This window comes from Microbacterium sp. NPDC055455 (assembly GCF_053619935.1).
Genome location: NZ_JBSHLB010000001.1, coordinates 1,404,759 through 1,424,953, shown reverse-complemented (window position 1 = coordinate 1,424,953; position 20,195 = coordinate 1,404,759). Strand labels below are relative to the sequence as shown.

Annotated in this window: 15 protein-coding genes; 6 read left to right on the top strand and 9 right to left on the bottom strand. The window is 72.5% G+C overall.

Annotated features, from left to right (window positions below; all coding sequences use genetic code 11):
- Positions 1-82: 82 nt before the first annotated feature.
- The 6 genes from ACWGUG_RS06230 to ACWGUG_RS06205 form a co-directional block, all read right to left on the bottom strand.
- The gene (locus ACWGUG_RS06230; RefSeq protein WP_336398194.1) at positions 83-751 is read right to left on the bottom strand and encodes a hypothetical protein; all 669 of its coding nucleotides are present in this window, start codon (positions 749-751) and stop codon (positions 83-85) included.
- A gap of 155 nt (positions 752-906) precedes the next feature.
- Positions 907-1,719, bottom strand: a complete 813-nt coding sequence (locus ACWGUG_RS06225) for a PepSY domain-containing protein (RefSeq protein WP_452324148.1) — start codon at positions 1,717-1,719, stop codon at positions 907-909.
- A 56-nt stretch (positions 1,720-1,775) separates the two neighbouring features.
- The gene (locus ACWGUG_RS06220; RefSeq protein ID WP_452324147.1) at positions 1,776-3,077 is read right to left on the bottom strand and encodes a sensor histidine kinase; all 1,302 of its coding nucleotides are present in this window, start codon (positions 3,075-3,077) and stop codon (positions 1,776-1,778) included.
- Positions 3,070-3,747, bottom strand: coding sequence for a response regulator transcription factor (locus tag ACWGUG_RS06215; RefSeq protein ID WP_336398191.1), 678 nt, complete (start codon positions 3,745-3,747; stop codon positions 3,070-3,072). Before ACWGUG_RS06215 ends, ACWGUG_RS06220 begins: the two co-directional genes overlap by 8 nt.
- A 51-nt stretch (positions 3,748-3,798) precedes the next feature.
- Entirely contained in the window at positions 3,799-5,199 is a 1,401-nt protein-coding gene (locus ACWGUG_RS06210; protein WP_452324146.1) for a protein kinase domain-containing protein, read from the bottom strand.
- Positions 5,200-5,382: 183 nt separating this feature from the next.
- Positions 5,383-6,687, bottom strand: coding sequence for an ABC transporter substrate-binding protein (locus ACWGUG_RS06205; protein ID WP_452324145.1), 1,305 nt, complete (start codon positions 6,685-6,687; stop codon positions 5,383-5,385).
- A gap of 179 nt (positions 6,688-6,866) precedes the next feature.
- On the opposite strand from ACWGUG_RS06205, the gene ACWGUG_RS06200 reads away from it, so the two are divergent.
- Positions 6,867-7,883: a LacI family DNA-binding transcriptional regulator gene (locus ACWGUG_RS06200; protein ID WP_452324144.1), complete on the top strand. Its 1,017-nt coding sequence runs from the start codon at positions 6,867-6,869 to the stop codon at positions 7,881-7,883.
- A gap of 77 nt (positions 7,884-7,960) precedes the next feature.
- Here ACWGUG_RS06200 and ACWGUG_RS06195 read toward each other — a convergent pair whose 3' ends face one another.
- Together ACWGUG_RS06195 and ACWGUG_RS06190 are read right to left on the bottom strand one after the other, a co-directional pair.
- Entirely contained in the window at positions 7,961-10,366 is a 2,406-nt protein-coding gene (locus ACWGUG_RS06195) for a beta-galactosidase (RefSeq protein ID WP_452324143.1), read from the bottom strand.
- 220 nt (positions 10,367-10,586) lie between these two features.
- On the bottom strand, positions 10,587-12,947 hold the full coding sequence (locus ACWGUG_RS06190) for a glycoside hydrolase family 65 protein (protein WP_452324142.1): 2,361 nt from the start codon (positions 12,945-12,947) through the stop codon (positions 10,587-10,589).
- A 581-nt stretch (positions 12,948-13,528) separates the two neighbouring features.
- On the opposite strand from ACWGUG_RS06190, the gene ACWGUG_RS06185 reads away from it, so the two are divergent.
- From ACWGUG_RS06185 to ACWGUG_RS06175, 3 genes are all read left to right on the top strand, one after another.
- Positions 13,529-13,732 carry a cold-shock protein gene (locus ACWGUG_RS06185; protein ID WP_336398338.1) on the top strand — a complete coding sequence of 68 codons (204 nt, stop codon included), beginning with the start codon at positions 13,529-13,531 and terminating at the stop codon, positions 13,730-13,732.
- 198 nt (positions 13,733-13,930) lie between these two features.
- Positions 13,931-15,097 carry a fatty acid desaturase family protein gene (locus tag ACWGUG_RS06180; RefSeq protein WP_336398185.1) on the top strand — a complete coding sequence of 389 codons (1,167 nt, stop codon included), beginning with the start codon at positions 13,931-13,933 and terminating at the stop codon, positions 15,095-15,097.
- Positions 15,098-15,182: 85 nt separating this feature from the next.
- Positions 15,183-15,959 carry an alpha/beta fold hydrolase gene (locus tag ACWGUG_RS06175; RefSeq protein WP_378884145.1) on the top strand — a complete coding sequence of 259 codons (777 nt, stop codon included), beginning with the start codon at positions 15,183-15,185 and terminating at the stop codon, positions 15,957-15,959.
- Between the two features lie 27 nt (positions 15,960-15,986).
- Here the strand turns inward: ACWGUG_RS06175 and ACWGUG_RS06170 are convergent, their stop codons facing one another.
- A complete protein-coding gene (locus ACWGUG_RS06170) occupies positions 15,987-16,997 on the bottom strand; it encodes a glycerophosphodiester phosphodiesterase family protein (RefSeq protein WP_336398183.1) in 1,011 nt (336 codons plus the stop codon).
- Positions 16,998-17,163: 166 nt separating this feature from the next.
- Here ACWGUG_RS06170 and ACWGUG_RS06165 point away from each other — a divergent pair, with 166 nt between their 5' ends.
- On the top strand, positions 17,164-18,081 hold the full coding sequence (locus tag ACWGUG_RS06165; RefSeq protein ID WP_336398182.1) for a Bax inhibitor-1/YccA family protein: 918 nt from the start codon (positions 17,164-17,166) through the stop codon (positions 18,079-18,081).
- A 100-nt stretch (positions 18,082-18,181) separates the two neighbouring features.
- Positions 18,182-20,194 carry an alpha/beta hydrolase gene (locus tag ACWGUG_RS06160; RefSeq protein WP_452324141.1) on the top strand — a complete coding sequence of 671 codons (2,013 nt, stop codon included), beginning with the start codon at positions 18,182-18,184 and terminating at the stop codon, positions 20,192-20,194.
- Position 20,195 lies beyond the last annotated feature (1 nt).

The following is a 20,195-nucleotide window of genomic DNA, read 5'->3' as shown; positions in this document are numbered from 1 at the left end:
ACCTCAGGCTAGGCAGAACGCCCTGTGCGGGCACCCCGTTGACACGAGGTGCCCGCACCGGGCAGACGACCGCCGTCCGACGTCAGTTTGCGATGCCCCCGCACAGCACCGGAACCGTCGCCTCGAGCGGGATGGCCGCACCCAGCGACGACGAGCGGCTGGCGAACGGGTCGTCCGGGTTGAACGCGTACTGGCCGTTGCCGTCGAAGTCGATGCCGTGCACGATGACCTGCACCATCCCGGCGTCCGCGTACCCCGGGACGCTCGTGAGCGTGCGCTGGTAGAAGAGGTATCCGCTGGCGTCGGCGACCGCGAACCGATCCAGCGCGAGGGCGCTGCTGGGCGAGACGTCTCCGGTCGAGGTGAGCGAGGTGAGGATGCCGCCGTAGAACGGCACGCCGTCGACCACCGTCACCACTCCGTCCGGGCCGGCCGCATCGGGACCCGGGCAGCCGAGGTCCGCGGCATTCCCCGGCACGCCGTGGAGATGCATCGCGTGGGGCAGGTTCGGCGAGAGGCCCCACGCCTCCACCGTCACCTGCAGCTTGCCGTTGGGCAGCGCCTTGACCCGTGTGGTCCCGCTGGCCTGGCCGCCGGGCACGTCGGCCGGCTGGATCGACTCGAGGTCGTAGCTGTAACTGGCCACGGTCGCCGACGGGTTGTCGTCGTGAGCAGCGGATGCCGCTCCTGCGGTCCCCAGGACCAGGGCCACTCCCGCCGCGGCGGCCGCGACGGCTCTTGAGATTCTCATGGGATGGACTCCTTCGTCTCGCGGCGTCGGCCGCGCCCGCGACAGCGGAAAGGCTGTCGCGGGTGATTCGGAGCTCGGACCGATTCGGATGCCTCCGGACCGGTCACGACGCGACGCGGCGGCCACCCGATCCGGGTGACCGCCGCCCGCTGCGCTCAGTCGTCGCTGTCCGCGCCGGTCGCCACGACGGCGAACTCCGCGTCGAGGTCGATCTCGATGAACTCGCCGCCCGCCGTGAGCACCGTGACGTCCCACGGCGAGGTGCTGTCGTCGTCGGCCTCGATCTCGACGATGCGCCCGTCGGCCTCGGCGAGCGCCGCGTCGACGATCGCCGCGATCGCGTCGGCGTCGAGCACGTTCTGGGGCGCGGTGTCGTCCGCGTCGGCTTCCTCGGTGGAGGTGACGGATGTCTCCCCGGCGGCGTCGACCCGCACCTCGGTCTCGGTGCCGTTCTCGGTCTCGAGCGACACCTCGGCGCCGCCGTCGCGCTTCAGGTCGATCGACACCGGCTCGCCCTCGCCGGCGCCGGACGCGGCCTCGACCATGGCGACGAGGTCGTCGGCGGAGTCGGTGCCGAGGTTCGACAGGTCGCCGGACGCGCGGTCGTCGGACGCGTCGTCGTCGGCAGAGCCGTCGTCGGCGGAGCCGTCGTCGGTCGCGTCATCGGCGCCGTCGTCCGACACCGCCGAGGCGATGGCGTCGCCGGCGTCGTCGGCCTCGTCGGCGATCGCCGAGCCGATGGCGATGCCGCCGCCGGCGAGGATCGCGGCGGTGAGCACCGCCCCGCCGGCGATCAGCAGGCCGCGGGTGCGGCGGCGCTTCGGGGCTGCGGGAGCGGGAGTCGGCGTCACCGTGGCCGTGGTCGCGTCGGTCCGGGCGGCGTCTGCCTGGGCGGCCTCTTCCCGGCCGGCGTCGACGGGCTGGGGCGTGGTGGGGGAAGTCTCGGGGGTGCTGTTCTTGTCGTCCATGATTCGATGGTGCAGGCCGGCCGCTGAAGCACGCCTGAAGCGTCCTGAAGGCGTCTTCAGGATGCGGCGGGCAGCACGACCGAGAACCGCGCCCCGCCGAGCGGCGAGTCCTCGACGCGCACGCCGCCGCCTTCGGCCTCCGCGATCGCGCGGACGATCGCGAGCCCCAGGCCGCTGCCGCCCGCGTCGCGGGCGCGCGCCTCGTCGAGCCGCACGAAGCGCTCGAAGATGCGATCGCGCTCGTCGGGCGGCACACCGGCGCCGTCGTCGTCGACGGTCAGCACCACCTCCGCGCCACAACCTGTCACCCCGATAGCCACCGCGGATCGTGCATGGCGGGCGGCGTTGTCGGCGAGGTTCCGCACCAGCTGCCCCAGCAGCCTGGCGTCGCCGCGCACCCGCGCCGCGCGGATGCCCGACCCGTCCACGGTGGCGCCGCCCGCGCGCAGCCGCCGCACCTCGGCGAGCGCGAGGTCGTCGAGGTCGACCAGGTCCTCGCGGAGCGCCGCCTGCTCGTCGAGCCGCGTCAGCAGCAGCAGCGCATCCACGAGCTCCTGCATGCGCAGCCCCTCGTCGTGGACCACCCCGGCGAGGTCGTCGACGGAGGTCGCGTCCGGATGCAGCTGGGCCAGCTCGGCGTGCTGGCGGATCGTCGCGAGCGGGGAGCGCAGCTCGTGCGAGGCATCCGACACGAACCGCCGCTGCGCGGTGGCCGCGGCATCCAACCGGTCCAGCATGCGGTTCATCGTGCCGGCGAGCGCGGCGATCTCATCACCCGAGGCCGGCACCGCGACACGGCGGTCGAGGCGGTCGGCGGTGATGTCGTCGACCTCCGCGCGGATGCGCGCGACCGGGCGGAGGGCGCGCCCGACCACCCACCACGTGATCGCCGCGACCAGCCCCGTGACGCCTGCGACGGCGACCGCGAGCAGCAGCGCCACCGTCGCGAGCGTGCCCTGGTCGTCCTCGACCGAGACGGCGAGCAGGAGGGCGCCGTCGTCGAGGTCCTCCCGCACGACGAGCATCGGCTCGCCGTCGAACGTGGCGACGCTCGCGCCCTCGCCGTCGGGCAGGTCGCCGCCGTCGGCCTCCTCCGACGCCGCCACGACGCGGCCGTCGTCGTCGAGGACCTGCACGATGTCGTCCTCCAGCTCGGTCACCGCCGAGAGCCCTTCCGTGTCGACCCGCGCGGCCAGCTGCTCGGCGCGCGCCTCGGCGCCGCGGACGGCGGCATCGCGGATGCTGGAGGAGAGGATGCCGTAGAACGCCAGCGCCCCGGCCACGAGCGCGGCGGCGACGACCAGCGTCGCGGCCGCGGAGATGCGGGTCCGCAGCGACCGGCGGCGTCGCTCAGCCACCGTCGGCCGCCAGACGGTACCCCGCGCCGCGGACGGTCTCGATCGCCGCGCGACCGAACGGCCGGTCGACCTTGCGCCGCAGGTGCCCGACGTACACCTCGACGATGTTGGGGTCGCCCTCGAAGTCGTCGTTCCACACGCCGGCGATGAGGTCGCGCTTGGAGAGCACCTGCCCGCGGTGGCGCATGAGGTGCTCGAGCACCGAGAACTCCCGCGACGTGAGGTCGATCTCGGCGTCCCCGCGCCACGCCCTGCGGGCTCCCGGATCGAGTCGCAGGTCGCCCGCCTCGAGCACTGTCGGCCGCTCGACCCCGCCACGGCGGATGAGTGCACGCAGCCGCGCGACGAGCACGGCGAACGAGAAGGGCTTGGTGACGTAGTCGTCGGCGCCCGTCTCGAGCGCCTCGACCTGGTCCCACTCGCCGTCCTTCGCGGTGAGCATCAGCACGGGCGTCCAGTTCTCCTCCGCGCGCAGCGCCTCGCAGACCCGCCAGCCGCTCATGCCCGGCATCATGAGGTCGAGCACGATCGCGTCGTACGCGGTCTCGCGGGCTCGCCACAGTCCGTCCACGCCGTTGTGAGCGACATCCACGCCGAAGCCTTCGGCTTCCAATCCGCGACGGATGCCGTCGGCCAGGCGCACCTCGTCATCCACCACCAGAATCCGCATCCGCTCCAGTCTGGCGCTCGGCGGCTGAATCCCGCCTGAAGCGCGCGCCGCTCAGTCGTCGCCGTCGTCGCCCTGGTCCTCGAGCCGCTTCTGCTCTTCCTCGGCCTGCTTGCGCTGCTCCTCTTCGAGCTTCTTCTGCTCCTGCTCGGCCTTCTTCTGGGCCTCTTCGGCTCTCTTCTGGGCCTCCTCGGCCGCCTTGCGCTCCTCGTCGGTCATGCCGGGGTCGACGACGACGTCGTTCCCGGAGTCGTCGGCCGGCGGCTCGGAGGGTGCGGGGTCGGCGGGGACGGTCAGCGCCGGCTCGGGCGAGGGACTGGGGGCGTTCAGGGCCGAGATGCCGAGCACGGCCGCGAGCCCGACCAGGGCAGCACCGAGCCCCGCCCCGATGAGGGCGACGGGACGCGGGCGCCGACGGGTCCGACCGACGTCGTTCGAGCGCGCCGGGTCCGCTGCCGCAGCGGAGCCGGGGGTCGAGGCGGGACCGGCCGGGCCGGCAGCAGCAGCACCCGCTCCCGCACCCGCGATGCCCGCGAGCGGCGCGACGAGCGTCGGTCCGGTCAACGGAACAGTCGCAGCGGTCGCAGCGGTCCGATCCACGGCGGCCCCGGCCGTCGGCATCCGCTCCGTCAGTCCGCGGGCGGCCGCCGCGACCTCGGCAGCCGTCGGGCGCGCGCCCGGCTCGGTGTCGAGCATGCGCGTGAGCAGCTGCGTCCACCCCGGGCCCAGCGAGGCGGGCACGACGGGCGGGTTCTCCAGACGCGCCAGCGCCGCAGCCATGCCGCCGCCGTGCGGGTGGGCGCGGTCGCCGGTGAGCGCCTCCAGCAGCACGAGGCCGAGCGAGTAGATGTCGGAGGCGGGGGCCGGATCGCCGCCGCGGAGCTGCTCGGGTGCGAGGTAGGCGACGGTGCCGATGACCAGGCCGGGCGACGTGAGTCGCGAGGTATCGAGGAGGTACGCGATGCCGAAGTCCGCGAGCTTCGCGCGCGGGCGGGCGCCGGGGATCTGGGGCGGGCTCAGCAGCACGTTGGAGGGCTTGATGTCGCGGTGCACGACGCCGGCCTTGTGCACGACGTGCAGCGCCTCCGCCAGCTCGGTCGCCAGATGCGCCACGATGTCGGGGGGCAGGGCGCCCGCCGCGAGTCGTGCCGCGAGCGTCGGACCGGCCACGAACTCCATGGCCAGGTACTCGGGCCGGCCGGGGACCAGGCGGGCGTCGTAGAGCGTGACGAGCGACGGGTGGTTGAGCGAGGCGAGGACCGTCATCTCGCTGTGGGCGCGCTCGGAGGAGGAACCGTCGACACCGGGCCGCATGATCTTGATCGCGACGGCACGCCCGAGCATCACGTCCTCGGCGCGGTAGACGCGCGCCATGCCGCCTTCGCCGACGCACTCGTCCAGTCGATAGCGACCGTCCAGCAGCGCAGCGGTCTCGTCGGCCTTCGCAGGTGTCATCCGCTCTCCCTGTCCGGGGCGCAGTCGCGCCGGGGCACTGTCGACGCTAGTCGGCGCGCGGCGATCGCGCCGCCTCTTGACGACGCGGCGCTCAGGCGGTCCGGCCCCAGGAGAGTCGGTGACCGGCCGCGGAGAACAGCTGCCGGCGCGGCCCACCGCAAGAGCCGCGCCGGCAGGGCCGGGTCACTGCCCGACGATCACCTCGATCTCGGCGAAGAGCTGATCGACGGCGGCATCCACCGTGATGGTCCCGAAGCCGAGCTCCTGACCCAGCGCCTTGAACTTCGCCTCGACCGACCCGTAGCCGACGATGGGCACGGGCGGCGGGTCGCCGAGCCGGTCGGCGATGGAGGCCTCGTAGTCGAGGATCTGCTGGGCGATCGCATCGAGCTCGATGCCGTCCCGCTGCGTCTCGGATGCCGGCATGCCGCGGTTCGTGCCGAAGATCGCCCCCGCCTCGGGGCTGTTGACCATGAAATCGATGAACGCGGCCGCCGCCTCGGGGTGGTCGGTCGTCTGCGCCGCCGACATCAGCATGCCGGCCTTCATGTACAGATCCTTCGCCCCCTCGTCGGTGACGGGAGGCGCCACGAGCTCGAGCTCGGTGTACGGCTCACCGAGGTTGGCGAGGTAGCCCGCACCGAAGTTGTCCCACGTGATCTCGGAGAGCTGCTCGGCCGCGTCGAAGCCGGACATCGGCGACAGCTCCTCGAGCCGCTGCTGCGGCGTGACGACGTCGTCGTCGCGCAGCGTGACGCCGCGGTTCCAGAAGTCGGCGAGCTCCTCCTTCGTGAACCCGACCTCGCCGTCCTCGGTGAAGACGGACTTGCCCTCCGAGCGCAGCGCGAGCTCGAACGTCTGGATGAAGCCGGTGGGATTGCTCCCACCCCACGCCTGGACGCCCGCCTCGTTCGCCGCATCGCGCACGTCGGACAGCCACTGGTCGTAGTCGTCCCAGTCGCCGCCGGGGAACAGCTCCGCCCCGACCTCGTCGGCGAGCATCGGGTTCTGGAACATGCCGAGCGCGTTGGTCGAGATCGGCATGCCGGCCGTCGCGTCGCCGACCTTCGCGATGTCGAGCACGTTCTGCTCGTACCCGTCGGTCGCGATGACCCCGCCGAGGTACGGGGTGAGGTCCAGGAGCAGCCCGTTCTCGGAGTACTGACGGACGTACGTCATGTCCATCTGGAACACGTCGGGAAGATCGCGCCCGGCGGCCTCGGTCTGCCGCTTCTCCCAGTACTCGTCCCAGGCGAGGAACGTCGAGTTCACCGTGATGTTCGGGTGCTCCTCGTTGAAGGCGGCGATCGCCTCGTCGTACATCTCGGCACGGACGTCGTTCCCCCAGAACGCGAAGTCGAGGGTGACCTCCTCATCCGGGTCCGGCGTGCCGGCACCCTCGGGGGCATCGCTCGCACACCCGGCGAGCAGGCCGAGCGACGCGGTCAGCGCGATCCCGGCCGCCAGTCTCCTACTGCGGAACATCATCGTCCTCTCAAGAAAGTGTTCGTTCACTATTGGTGGTGCCGCCACCGTAGTGAACGATCACCTTTACTGTCAAGGCGGCCTCAGCACGCACGCCGGACGTCGGCCATGATCGTTCACTCGCGCGCGGTGGCGTACCGTGAGACGCAGCGCGACGGACGACAGCGCGGAGGGAGACGCCGATGACCACCCAGCCGACCGGGTCGCGGCGTCCGACGATCATGGAGGTCGCCCGCCTCGCGGGCGTCTCGCACCAGACCGTGTCGCGGTATCTCCGCTTCGGCGGCGAGGGACTCAAACCCCGCACGCGCGACAGCGTCGCCGAGGCGATCGCGCAGCTGCACTACCGGCCGAACCTCGCGGCCCGTTCGATGCGCACGCGCGTGACGGGTCGCGTCGCCGTGGTGCTGCCGGCGCTCGCCTACAACCCCACGCGCATGCTCGCGGGGGCGACGCACGCCGCGCATGAGGCCGGCTACCAGGTCGAGGTCATCAGCCCCGAGGGCGGGGCCGCGGCGCGCGCGGAGCGCGTGCTCGAGCTGGCGGACTCACGCCAGGTCGACGGCATCCTGGCGCTGTCGACGGTCGACCTGCCCACGCGCGATCTCCCGGCCGATGCGGTGCTCGTCGTGGCAGCGGCGTTCGACGACGAGATGCGCGGCATGGGCGAGCTCGTCGACGCCTCCCCCCTGGAGGAGATCATCGAGCACCTCGCCGGGCTCGGCCACCGCCGCTTCCTCCATGTCGCCGGGTCGTCGCTGTTCGCGTCGGCCCGTGCGCGCGCCGCGACGTTCACCGCGACGCTCGACCGCCTGGGGCTGCAGTCCGCCGGCGTGTTCGACGGCGACTGGTCGGGCGAATCGGGGATCGCCGCGGTGGAGTCCATCCGCGCGGGCGAGGAGCCGACCGCCATCATCGCCGCCAACGACCTCGTGGCGATGGGGGTGCTCCGCGGTGCTCACCAGCGCGGCTGGAGCGTTCCGGGCGACGTCAGCGTGACCGGCTGGGACGACACCCCCGGCAGCGCCGTGCTCGTCCCGTCGCTGACCACCGTCGACGTCAACCACGAGCGCATCGGCGAGAACGCCATGGCGCGGCTCATCGCCCGGCTCCGCGGCGAGGAGCCGCGGATCGCCGACGACCCGATCGCCCGCGTCGTGTGGCGCGAGTCGACGGGACCTGCGCCGACCGCGGGCTGAGGGGTTCGGCGGGTGCCCGCCGTCCGCGCGGCGGACCCGTCGCGCTCCGCGCACGCGCTGAGCGCGCGCGCCGGTCCTCAGCGGAGCGTCTCGGTGCGCACCCGCCGGACGACCGCCGAGCGGATCTCGAGCACGGGCACGTCGCCGGTCGGACGCACCCGCGGATCGACGTAGACGCCCGACGTCGGCGACCAGGCGAACGCCCGCAGCGTCAGCGGCGCCGAGGTCAGCCGCGACCGGTACGGCGTCAGATCGATCTCCCACGGGCGGCCAGACCAGAACTGGTCGGCGATCAGCTCTTCCCCCACGTAGGCGCGGACGACGTCACCGGTCCACTTCAGCTCGAGGATCGACTGCTCGGCGTCCCACGCCTCCGCCGGCAGCGACACGTCGACGACGGCGGAATGCTCGAAGTCCTGGTCGGTCGGCGCCGAGAGGCGACCGGCCGGGCCGCCGCGTCGCACGGGGGCGACCGGGGCGGCGGCGAAGCCCGGCACGTCGAGCCGGATCGGGTGCGCACCGCCTGGCAGGGCGTACCGGGTGAAGACGGTGCCCTCGGCCGCCACCTCGGCGGGCGGCGCGTCGCGCAGCGGCGGCACCGCGTGGACGACCGCGTCCGCCGCGCCGCGGACGGCGCGGAAGCCGTCCTCGAACCAGCCGCTCCCTGGCCACAGCACGATCGTGTCGCGCCCGTCGATCACCCCGCGCCACACCGACTCGGCGGTCTCGCGGTCGAGGAACACGAGCGTGGTGTCGCCGACGATCACCTCGCAGCCGACGCCGGGCGCGGCATCCGGAATCGCATGGACGATGCCGTCGTCCACCCGGACCCGCGCACCGCGGATGTGCGAGGGGTCGACGCCCTCGAACTGCAGCTCGAGGTCGATGCCGTCGGCGGCGGCGAAGAGCACGACCGTGCCGACTGCGGTCTCGAAGCGGGTGATGGGCTGGGCGGTCGCGGTCAGCGCGCGGATCCCGCCGTACCGCTGACGCAGCGGCCAGGCGACGCACGCGCCGGTCGGCAGCGTCACCGGCTGCGACGGCACCGTGACGGCGCGATCGTCGAAGGCGACCTCGAACTGCACGTAGGCGACCGGGGGCAGGGCCGCGATCGCCGGCTGGTGGTTGTTCGCGAACAGGAACCCGCGACGCCCGTCGCCGCGGACGGCCCAGCGTGGCGCGCCGTCGCGCTGCACCGGGATGACGGCCGGTGCCGACGCGAGCTCGGTCGCGAACGCGCTCAGCATCAGGTGCTGCTGACGCAGTTTGTGGAAGTGCGGACGCTGCGAGCCGACCGTCCCCAGCGGCGCGAAGAAGTCGTAGTCGCGCACGGGCACGTCGTTGGGGTAGCCGGTCGCCTGCGACTCCTGCGTCGACGAGAGCTCGCCCTGCACCTGAGTGCCGCCGTGGAACATGTAGTAGCCCTGCCACGCCGAGCCGCTTCCGACCTTGGTGAGGGCCAGCGCCGCGACGTCGTCCGGATCCACGAGGGGGCGTCGGTGGTACGCCACCGTCATGCCGCCGCCGAGCTCGCACGTGACGAACGGCCAGGGGTCGTCGCCGCCGAGCGACGCACCGGGGCGTGCGTCGGCGGGGGCGTCGCGCAGATCGGCGCCGACCGTGAGGTCGTCGCGCACCGTGCTGTACGTGAAGTGCATGACGCCGAACGCCGGCCAGCCGGTGTCGGACTCCTCCCAGAACCCGTCGGAGTAGCCGGCGTAGACCGGGAGCACGCGTCCGCGCGGGAGCTGCGCCCCGCCCCACCCGGTCGCCGTCCACAGGCTCGCGCGCATGCCGACGTCCTCCGCGAGATCCCGCAGCGTCGCCAGATGGGGGCCGTCGTCGTAGAGCTCGTTGTCGACCTGGATGCCGACGATCGGGCCGTCCGGATGCTCCGGCGTGCGGAACAGCCCGCGCACCTGCTCCTCGATCGCCGCGTACCAGCGGCGAACGTGCTCGAGGTAGGACGGGTCGTTCGAGCGGTGCGCGAGGGGCAGCGCCTGCAGCCAGTCGGGGAACCCGCCGTTGCGCGCCTCGCCGTGCGCCCACGGGCCGATCCGCAGCATCACCGTCAGCCCCACGGCGTCGGCGAGCTCGACGAACCGTCGGATGTCGCAGGGCCCGTCCCATCGGAGCGCGCCCTCGATCTCCTCGTGGACGATCCAGAGCAGATACGTCGCGACGACGTCGATGCCCCCCGCCTTCATCTTGCGCAGCTCCCGCTCCCACCGCTCGGGACGGTCACGGCTGAAGTGGTACTCCCCCATGACCGGGATCCACGGCCGTCCGTCGCGCGTGACGAAACGACTGGTCAGCCGGATGCCGCGGGCGGCGGTCGCGTCGTCGCCCATTTCGAGCGGCGCCGGCGTGACGGGTGCCGGATCCGTCACGCGGATGCGGTGCGGGCCGGGACGGGGCCCCGTCGCGGTCTCGGCGTCGGCGGTGGACTGCTGCGGCGGGACGCCGTCGAACGGAGTGGGCACCCATCGAACCTACGCGGATGCCCGAGCCCGGCCCCATGACGATCCGACGGAGACCCTGGACGAACCGCGCGATCAGGGCTGCGGATGCTGGTGCCACCGGCTGCGGCGCAGGTCGGCCAGCGATGCCTTCCAGACAGTGTGCCGCGGGTGCGCGGTCGCGCGGCCGCGCAGGGTGGAGACGGCGGATCGGAGTGTCGTGAGATCGTGCCCGGTGCGAGGCTCAGGCGCCGGACTCCAGGACCTCCCGCGGCGAGCGCCCGCGCGGCTGCGTCGGCGCGGGGCCGGGGTCCGCGAGCGGCGGCGTGGGGAGCGTGAGCGGCGCGCCCGGCCGCACCTCCACCTCCTCTCCGAAGTGACGCAGGCGCAGCGGCTGCTCCGTCGCGGTGAGGGTGTACGTCGCGGCGTCGGCCTCGACGTCCACGCGCAGCACCGCGCCCGCGACGCGGATCCCGAAGCCGAGACCGGTGATCGGCTCCGCCAGCCGGGGCGAGAACGCGAGCCCGTCGGGCCCGTCCTTCATGCCGCCCAGGCCCGAGACCACCGCCGTCCAGACCCCCGCCAGCGCAGCGACGTGCAGCCCGTCGTCGATGTCGTCGCGCAGATCGTCGAGGTCGATCGTCGCCGCCTCGGTGAGGTAGTCGATCGCCAGTCCCAGGTGCCCCACCCACGCCGCCACCACCGACTGCGTCGCCGACGACAGCGACGAGTCGCGCACCGTGAGCTCCTCGTAGTACGCGAAGGCGCGCGCCGTCTCGTCGTCGGTGAAGCACTCGTGGTGGAACTGCAGCGCCAGCACCAGGTCGGCCTGCTTGAGCACCTGCTTGCGGTAGAGGTCGAAGTAGGGGAAGTGGTCCTGCAGCGGGTACTGGTCTTTCGACGTGGCTTCGAAGGCCCAGCGCTCGCGGCGGGTGAAGCCGGCGGACTGCTCGTGCAGGTTCCGCTGCGCGTCGAACGGCACGGCCATCGCGTCGGCGGTCACCTCCCACGCGCCGATCTCCTCATCGGTCACCCGCAGGCGCCCTGCTTCGCCGGGATGCCGCCGCGCCGCCTCGGCCGCGCCCCGCAGGTTGCTCTGCGCGGCGAGATTCGTGAACGTGTTGTCGTCGACCAGGGCCGAGTACTCGTCGGGGCCGGTGATCCCGTCGATGTGGAAGACGCCGGCGTCGTCCCACCGGCCGAGCGAGACCCACAGGCGCGCGGTCTCGACGAGGATCTCCACCCCGACCTCGCCTTCGAAGTCGACGTCGCCCGTCGCCCGGACGTGCCGGATCACCGCCGCGGCGATGTCGGCGTTGATGTGGAACGCGACGGTGCCGGCCGGCCAGTACCCCGAGCACTCGCGGCCGCTGATCGTCCGCCACGGGAACGCGGCACCGGCCAGATGCAGCTGCTTCGCGCGATGGCGCGCATGGTCGAGGGTCGACCGGCGCCAGCGCAGCGCGTCGGCCGCCGCGTCGGGGAGCGTGTACGTGAGCACGGGGAGGACGAAGGCCTCGGCGTCCCAGAAGGTGTGCCCCTCGTAGCCCGGCCCGGTGAGCCCCTTGCCGGGAATCGAGCGCACCTCGGCGCGTGCCGCCGCCTGGAGCACCTGGAACTGCGCGAACCGCGCGGCCTGCTGCAGCCGCGCCGAGCCGTCGATCCGCACGTCGGCGGCGTCCCAGTACTCGTCGAGGCAGGCCCGCTGCTGCGTCGCCAGAGCGTCCCAGCCGAGCCGGGCGGCGGTCGACACGGCGGCCTCGGCGCGGTCGCGGAGCGCGGCATCCGTCACCGCGTCCGACCACTCGTGCGCCACGAACTTCACGATGCGGATGCTGTCACCCGCCGCCAGGCGCGCGGTCACCGTCGTGCGTGCGATGTCGTCGTCCGCGTCCGTGCCGCACGAGGCATCCGCCCCGCTGATGTCGTGCTCCATCGCGACCGCGACGTGGATGCCGCTGCGACGGGTGCGGTGCAGCATCGTCGCGCCGGTCCCCGATACCGTGTGGTCCACCGGCTCGAAGGGCCTCTCGAGCGGTTCCATCACCCGGTCGTCGGGGTGGACGGGCGGCAGCGGCTCGTTCGCGACGATCTCGGAGAGCACGGTGATCTCGACGGGGCCCGACACGGCCGTCACGCGGTAGTCGATCGCGGCGACCGCGCGGTGGGTGAGCGAGACGAGCCTCGTCGATTGGACGCGGACCGACCGGCCGGCGGGCGAGGTCCACTCCACCTCGCGCGTGAGCGTGCCGGCGCGGAAGTCCAGGAACTGGGTGTGGGACGTCAGGCGACCCTCGCGGATGTCGAAGGGCTCGTCGCCCACCAGCAGCCGGATCACCTTGCCGTCCGGCGCGTTGATCAGGCTCTCGCCGACGTCGGGGTAGCCGTAGCCGTCCTCCGCGTACGGCATCGGGTGCTCCTCGAAGAGCCCGTTGAGGTACGCGCCGGACACCTCGCACGGATCGCCCTCGTCGAGGGTGCCGCGCCAGCCGATGTGCCCGTTCGACAACGAGAACACCGACTCCCGTCGCGCCTGGCGCTCGGGGTCCCACCCCGTCCAGCCGATGCCCCAGGCGGACACGTCGAAGCGGGAGCTGTGGCGCATGCCGCCATTCTCGGATGGCGGCCGGCAGGGTCCGAAGCCCTTGCGTTCGCGACGCGGCCGGGCTATCGGCCGCCGCGTCGCATCACCGCCGGAAGCGGCCCTCTGGCGGATGTGCTACCGTGGAACGTTCCCTGTCCGGGGAAATGAGTGTCGCTCCCCCTCTGCCTCAACGTGGAGAAGCAGATCCAGACGCTCACCGCACAACCCGCAGCGGCCATCTGCTCGCCGCCGCCCCTCTTCTCCGCAGAGTTCCGCATCGCCGTGAGCTCGGATTCCCACTGATGATCAGCACCTCCCTGCCTGCGCTCGACTGGCGCCAAGCCGACGACGGCGTCTTCGTGGCGACCCTCGCCGGCGAATACGCCGGTTTCGTCGACGTCGGCTCGGACGGCGCGGACGCCTACAGCAGCCGAGCCGTCCACCTCGGCCGCCACGACGCCGTCGACGCCGCCCGCGCGGCGGTCGCGGCCTCCCACTTCGAGCCGGCATCGCCGCCCGCTCGCCTCCATCGTCCGCTCCGAATGTTTCGGCGCGGCACCCCCGGTCGCTCCGGCGGCCCGAAAAGTAAAAGGAAAGACACGATGGCCACTGGCACCGTGAAATGGTTCAACTCCGAGAAGGGCTACGGCTTCATCGCACCCGATGACGGCTCGGCCGACCTCTTCGCGCACTTCAGCGCGATCACCGGCAATGGGTTCAAGGAGCTCCGCGACGACCAGAAGGTCGAATTCGACGCCGAGCAGGGCCCCAAGGGCATGCAGGCGGCGAACATCCGCCCGCTCTGATCCCTCATCCGCGCCGCCGGGCTCTCGTCACGATCGAACCGGCGGATCGGACTCCGGCGCCCGTCTCGCTTCAGCGAGGCGGGCGCTTCCGCATGCCGGGGAGCGGCCCCGGACCCCCCGTCGCGGACCTGACGATCGCCCGTGAGTCGGCGCATATTCCCCCCGCCTCATACGCATCCCCGTAGCCTGGGCACAGCGATGGGCAACCGCCTTTGGCTTCCGACGGCCATAGCGGTCCCCCATCGAAACGGTGTCATCATCTCCACATCCGTCCTCGAGTCCCGGCTCGGCCCCATCCGCCAGACCTACGCCGGCACCGCCGAGTTCCCGCCCGTCGCCCGCGCCTACACCGAGGTGTCGCAGGTGGTGCGCGAGAGCGGCCTCCTCCGGCGCACGCCGTGGTTCTACGCCATGGTCGGCGTGGCCATCACGCTCGCCTTCGGCGGCGCGGTCACCGGCTTCATCCTGCTCGGCGACAGCTGGTACCAGCTGCTCATCGCCGCAGCGCTCGGCATCCTGTTCACGCAGGTCGCGTTCCTCTCCCACGAGGCCGCGCACCGGCAGATCCTCGCGTCCGGGCCGGCGAACGACCGGCTCGCACGCATCCTCGGCAACGGGGTCGTCGGCATGAGCTACTCGTGGTGGGCGACGAAGCACACCCGCCACCACGCCAACCCGAATCGGGTCGGCAAGGACCCCGACATCGACGTCGACACGATCTCCTTCCTCGACGAGGACGCGGCCCAGGCCCGCGGCATCCGTCGCCTGATCACCCGGCGCCAGGGCTGGCTGTTCTTCCCGCTGCTGACGCTGGAGGGCCTCAACCTGCACTTCATCGCCATCCGCCACCTCGTCGGACGCGGAGAGGTCAAGGGCCGCTGGATCGAGCTCGGCATGCTCGCGGCGCGGTTCGCCGTCGTCTGGACGCCGGTCTTCGTCTTCCTGCCGCTGGGCATGGCGTTCGCGTTCCTGGGCGTGCAGCTCGCCGTCTTCGGCGTGTACATGGGCGCCTCGTTCGCCCCGAACCACAAGGGGATGCCGGTCATCGCCCCCGACGCGAAGCTCGACTTCTTCAGCAAGCAGGTCCGCACGTCGCGCAACGTGTCGGGCGGCTGGTGGGCGACGTGGCTCATGGGCGGGCTGAACTACCAGGTCGAGCACCACCTGTTCCCGAACATGCCGCGCCCGCACCTCGCCAAGGCCCGCGAGATCGTGCGCGACCACTGCCGCACGCTGGGCGTCCCGTACACCGAGACGACGCTGTGGCGCTCGTACGGCATCGTGATCGACTACCTCAACCGCGTCGGGCTCGCCGCCCGCGACCCGTTCGACTGCCCCGTCGTCGGCACCTACCGCCGGGCCTGAGCCGGCGCCACCGGACGGGCGCGTCTCGATGTCGTGACCCCCTGCGCGGGGGTGCGGTGTCGGATGCCCGTGCTTGGCTGAGCTCATGGACACCGTGACCTCCGCCGACGGCACCCCGATCGCGTACGAGCAGACGGGCGCCGGCCCGGTGGTCGTCATCGTGGGCGGCGCGTTCTCCACCGCCGCCGACGCCGCAGGGCTGGCGAGCGCGCTGGCGGATGCCGGATTCCTGGCCGTCACGTGGGACCGCCGCGCGCGAGGCTCGAGCGGCGACGCACCGGGCTCCACGCCCGAGCGGGAGGCCGAGGATCTCGCGGCGGTGATCGACGCCGTCGGCGGCCACGCGGCCGTGCTCGGGCATTCGTCCGGCGCCGTGCTGGCCCTCTTCGCGGCAGCGCGCGGAGTGCCGGTCCGGGCGCTGTTCCTGTCGGAGCCGCCGCTGCGCTTCGGTGTCGACGAGCCCGACGACGCCCTCGCCGAGCGGCTGCAGCGACTCGTCGACGAGGGCCGGCCCGACGAGGCGGTCGTGACCTTCCAGCTCGAAGGCGTGGGCCTGCCCCGCGACATGGTCGAGAGCATCCGGGCGAGCGACCAGTTCGCCGCTCTCCTCCCCCTCGCGCAGTCGACGGTCTACGACACCAACCTCGTGCGCGAGGCCTCGACGCCGAGCGATGCGATGCTGTCGGTCCGCGCTCCCGTCACGGTGCTCCGCGGCGAGCAGACGTTCCCCCTCCTGCTGACGGCGGCCGACCGCCTTGCGGAGGCTGTCGACGGGGCCGAGCTGGTCGTCGTGCCCGAGTCCGTCATGCATCGCCCCGACCCCGTGGCGACCGCGCGCGTCGTGCGCGAGCGCATGTCCTGATCGGCCGCGACCCCGGCGACGACGCCGTCAGGCCCGGAAGAACCCCACGCCGAGATCGGGGTGGTCCACGAACACCCCGTCGACGCCCGCGTCGCGGATGACGCCCCACTCCGACTCCCAGTCCCCGAACGACGACGGGCCGCCCCGCGTGCGGAACTGCCCGATGAGGAATCGGTTCTCGGGTCGGCAGGTCCACGTGTACACGCGCAGACCACGCTCGTGGGCGTCGCCGACCACGCGGGACGCGCCACTGGTGCGGCCCAGCTTGTCGGGCGCCAGGATCATGCGCTTGTCGACGCTGATGCCGTCGACCCGGCCGGCGAGGGTGTCCAGCCCGGCGGGCGCCGCGGTCTGGGCATACGTCAGGGCGGCCGTGCCGTGCGCGGCATAGAGGTCGAACGGGCGTCCCGCGGCCTCCAGCAGATACACGTACGTCGCCGGGATGCCGCGCGCCTGGAGCGCGAACAGCACGCTCGACTCGAACGCCTCGATCGTGAGCGGCAGCACCCCGGTCGCCCAGCCCGCGTCCCGGAGCTCTGCGTCGACCAGCGCGGCGATGTCCCAGCCGACCGACGCGAAGTACGTGGCGTGCTTGATCTCGAGCACGACGCCGATCTCGCGGCCGTGCTCGAGCGACGCCTCCCGCGCCGCGTCGAGCACATCGCGCAGCCGCAGCACCGGCTGCTCGCCGTCGAAGCTGGCGCTGGCCGGCCGGAGGTCGGGGATGCGCTCTCGGCAGCGCAGTGTCGAGAGCTCGTCCCAGGTGAAGTCCTCGGTGAACCAGCCGGTCAGCGAGCTGCCGTCGACGGTCTTCGTCGTGCGGCGACCGGCGAACTCGGGGCGGTCGGCGACATCCGTCGTGCCCGAGATCTCGTTCTCGTGCCGGACGACCAGCACACCGTCCCTCGAGACGACCACGTCGGGCTCCACCGCATCGACGCCCATGGCGAAGGCGAGCGCGTAGGACGAGCGGGAGTGCTCGGGACGGTAGCCGGGCGCGCCGCGGTGCCCGATGACGAGCGGGGTCCGGCGCGGCACCGTCCCACCCTAGCCGCGGCGCCCTCGACCGGCGCCGGGACCGGCGGTCGAGGCATCCGTTCATAGCCCTCTCACAGCGCGGGTCCGTGCCCGGCGGGGCGGCCGTCGGATAGTGTGGATCAACAGCATCGTGCTGGGATTCCCTTGACATTGGAGTGTGAGAGCAGTGGCCCTCAACAACCCCGCGTTCAACAACCCGGCCTTCCAGGACCCGAAGGCCGTTCAGACCTACCCCGGCGGTCCGCAGGCGGCGAACCTCGGCGGGCCCACGCAGTACGCGACGGCGCAGCATGCGGGAACGGATGCCGCGGCCCAGGCGCACCTCGAGGGCATGTACGCGGCCCCGTCCGCCGGTGCCGTCGAGACCGGTCGCATGACGATCGAGGACACCGTCTGGAAGACCCTCGGCCTCTTCGCCGTCCTCCTGGTCACCGCCACGGTCGGCTGGGTGTGGACCATGGCCGGCGTCACCCCCGCCAACCCGAACCCGTCGATCCTCCCCTGGATGCTCGGCGCCCTCGGCGGCTTCGTGCTGTCGCTCGTCGTGATCTTCGGCTCGCGCAAGAAGGTGCGGCCGGGCCTCATCATCGCGTACGCCGCGTTCGAGGGTCTGTTCGTCGGCGGCATCTCGGCGTTCTTCGAGTTCATCTGGCCCGGCATCGTCGTGCAGGCGACGCTGGCCACGCTGTCGGTCGTGGGCGTGACGCTCGCGCTCTTCGCCAGCGGCAAGGTCCGCGCCTCCAAGCGCGCGACGAAGATCTTCATGATCGCGATGATCGGCTACCTCGTGTTCTCGCTGATCAACGTCGGCCTCATGCTCTTCAACGTCCCGATCGCCGGCGGCGCCTTCGGCCTGCTGAGCCAGGAGTTCATGGGCATCCCGCTCGGCCTCATCATCGGCGTGCTCGTGGTCATCATGGCCGCGTACTCGCTGGTGCTGGACTTCGACCAGGTGCAGCAGGGCGTGCGCAACGGCGCCCCGCGTCAGTACGCCTGGCTCGGCGCGTTCGGCATCATGGTGACCGTCGTCTGGCTGTACGTCGAGATCCTTCGCATCCTCGCCATCCTGCGCGGAAGCGAGTGACCCGCAGCTGATCACGGAGGGCCGTCCCGGAAGGGGCGGCCCTCCGTCGTTGCGGCGACGGCCTCCCGCCGCAGCGAGGAGGGTCGCCTATAGTGGCGCCATGACCGCACCGAGGCGGGCTCGCACGAGAGCAGGCGTCATCGCCCTGTGGGCGGTCCTCCTCGGCCTGGCGTCCCCGTTGCTCGGCGCGACGCCGGCCATGGCCGAGCTCGGGTACGCGCCGGCCGAGTGCTCCGTCGACGTCCCCGAGCAGCACGCCCACCGGGTCACGTGCGGCATCCTGACCGTGCCGGAGGGCCGAGGCGGCGCCGGCGACCCGGCGCGCGAGCTGCAGCTCCCGGTGGTCAGGGTGAAGAGCACCTCGGACGCGCCGGCCGCCGACCCGCTGATCTTCCCCACGACCGGGGGCCCCGGCGGCGGCAGCGTGTCGGCGCTCTGGTACTTCCTCGACCACGCGCAGTGGGCCACCGACGACCGCGACGTGATCATCGTCGAGCAGCGCGGCGACGTCGATGCCGAACCCACGCTCGACTGCCCGGAGCTCGACACGAGCGCCCTGGCCGAGGACGGGCGGCTGCCCACGGGAGCGGCGCTCGCCGAGCGGCGCGCCGCGCTCCTCTCGGAGTGCCGCGAGCGCCTCCTCGCCGACGGCATGGATCTCGCCGCCTACACGAGCGCGGCGAGCGTGGCCGACCTCGCGGATCTGCGAGCCGCGCTCGGCTACGACCAGTGGAACCTGTACGGCGTCTCGTACGGGTCGCGACTGGCGATGACGGTGATGCGCGACCGGCCCGACGGCCTGCGCGCGGTCGTGCTGGACGGCGTGTACCCCCCGAACATCGACCGCTTCGAGCTGACCCCGCAAGCGCTGCGGGGCTCCATCGACTGGCTGCTGGCGGCGTGCGCCGCGGACGCGGACTGCCACGAGCGGTACCCCGACGTAGAGGGCTCCCTCGAGCGGGTGCTCGAGCGCACCGCCCGCGAACCGATCACCGTGGCGGTGCGGGACCCCGGGACGGGCGGCACGCTGCAGCTCGAGATCGCGGACGACGACATCATGGGCGGCCTGTTCGACGCCTTCTACGACGCCGCGACGGTGCGGGTGCTCCCCTTCGTCATCGATCGCCTGGACCGCGGCGATGACGGCGTCGTCGTTCCGCTCGCGCAGCGTGCCATCGACAACGCGGATTCGCTCAGTGAAGGGCTGAACCTGTCCATCGAGTGCGCCGAGGAGGTCCCGTTCAACGACCCGGCGCTCATCGAGGAGACGACGTCCGCCGACCCGCTGCTCACCCACTACGCGGGCTTCGCGCCGGTCAGCGAGGATTGCGCGGTGTGGAACGTGCCCGCGCTCCCCGCGAGCGAGAACGACCCGGTCTCCAGCGCCATCCCCACGCTCATCACGAGCGGCCGGTTCGACCCGGTGACGCCGAGCGCGTGGAGCGAACCCGCCGCCGCGGGTCTGACGGCGGCCTACCGCTACGAGTTCCCGGGCATGGGGCACGGAGCGGTGTGGGGCAACTGGTACGAGCCGTGCGCGGCATCCGTCGCCGCCGCGTTCCTCCGCGACCCGTCGGTCGAGCCCGACACGTCGTGCATCGGCGACGCCGACCCGATCGACTTCCTCACCGCCACCGACATCCGTCCCACCACCGCGGTCTACCGGCTCGACGCGGATCTCGTCCGGAGCCCGAACCCATGGCAGATCGGCATCGCGGGGGTCACGGTGATCGGCCTCGGCCTGATCCTCCTCTACACGCTCGGCTACGGCGTCCACCGTCTCGTGCGGCGCCACGGCGAGGCACCGGACGGCGCCGTGCTCACGGCGGGGATCGCCGCCGGGGCGAACCTGGCGTTCGTGGGAGCCCTCGCGCTCATCCTGCTGCGCACCGAGCCGCTCGTCCTCGGCTTCGGGCTCCCCACCGGCACCTGGCCGATCGTGCTGCTGCCGCTCGTCGGCATGGTGTTCACCGTCATGCTCGGCGTGCTCCTCGTGCGGGCCGGCATCACCCGCGAAGGCGCCGTCGGCCACGTCGTGGCGCTGTGGATCGCCGCGGCCGTCCTCGTCGTGTTCGCCGTCTGGGTCCTGGTGCGCGGGCTCGTCGTCTTCTGAC

Excerpts from the sequence above, each read along its gene's own strand:
- ACWGUG_RS06210 (WP_452324146.1), bottom strand. The coding sequence starts at position 5,199 with ATGACACCTGCGAAGGCCGACGAGACCGCTGCGCTGCTGGACGGTCGC.
- ACWGUG_RS06230 (WP_336398194.1), bottom strand. The coding sequence starts at position 751 with ATGAGAATCTCAAGAGCCGTCGCGGCCGCCGCGGCGGGAGTGGCCCTG.
- ACWGUG_RS06180 (WP_336398185.1), top strand. The coding sequence starts at position 13,931 with ATGGGCAACCGCCTTTGGCTTCCGACGGCCATAGCGGTCCCCCATCGA.
- ACWGUG_RS06205 (WP_452324145.1), bottom strand. The coding sequence starts at position 6,687 with ATGATGTTCCGCAGTAGGAGACTGGCGGCCGGGATCGCGCTGACCGCG.
- ACWGUG_RS06185 (WP_336398338.1), top strand. The coding sequence starts at position 13,529 with ATGGCCACTGGCACCGTGAAATGGTTCAACTCCGAGAAGGGCTACGGC.
- ACWGUG_RS06225 (WP_452324148.1), bottom strand. The coding sequence starts at position 1,719 with ATGGACGACAAGAACAGCACCCCCGAGACTTCCCCCACCACGCCCCAG.
- ACWGUG_RS06215 (WP_336398191.1), bottom strand. The coding sequence starts at position 3,747 with ATGCGGATTCTGGTGGTGGATGACGAGGTGCGCCTGGCCGACGGCATC.
- ACWGUG_RS06160 (WP_452324141.1), top strand. The coding sequence starts at position 18,182 with ATGACCGCACCGAGGCGGGCTCGCACGAGAGCAGGCGTCATCGCCCTG.
- ACWGUG_RS06200 (WP_452324144.1), top strand. The coding sequence starts at position 6,867 with ATGACCACCCAGCCGACCGGGTCGCGGCGTCCGACGATCATGGAGGTC.
- ACWGUG_RS06190 (WP_452324142.1), bottom strand. The coding sequence starts at position 12,947 with ATGCGCCACAGCTCCCGCTTCGACGTGTCCGCCTGGGGCATCGGCTGG.
- ACWGUG_RS06175 (WP_378884145.1), top strand. The coding sequence starts at position 15,183 with ATGGACACCGTGACCTCCGCCGACGGCACCCCGATCGCGTACGAGCAG.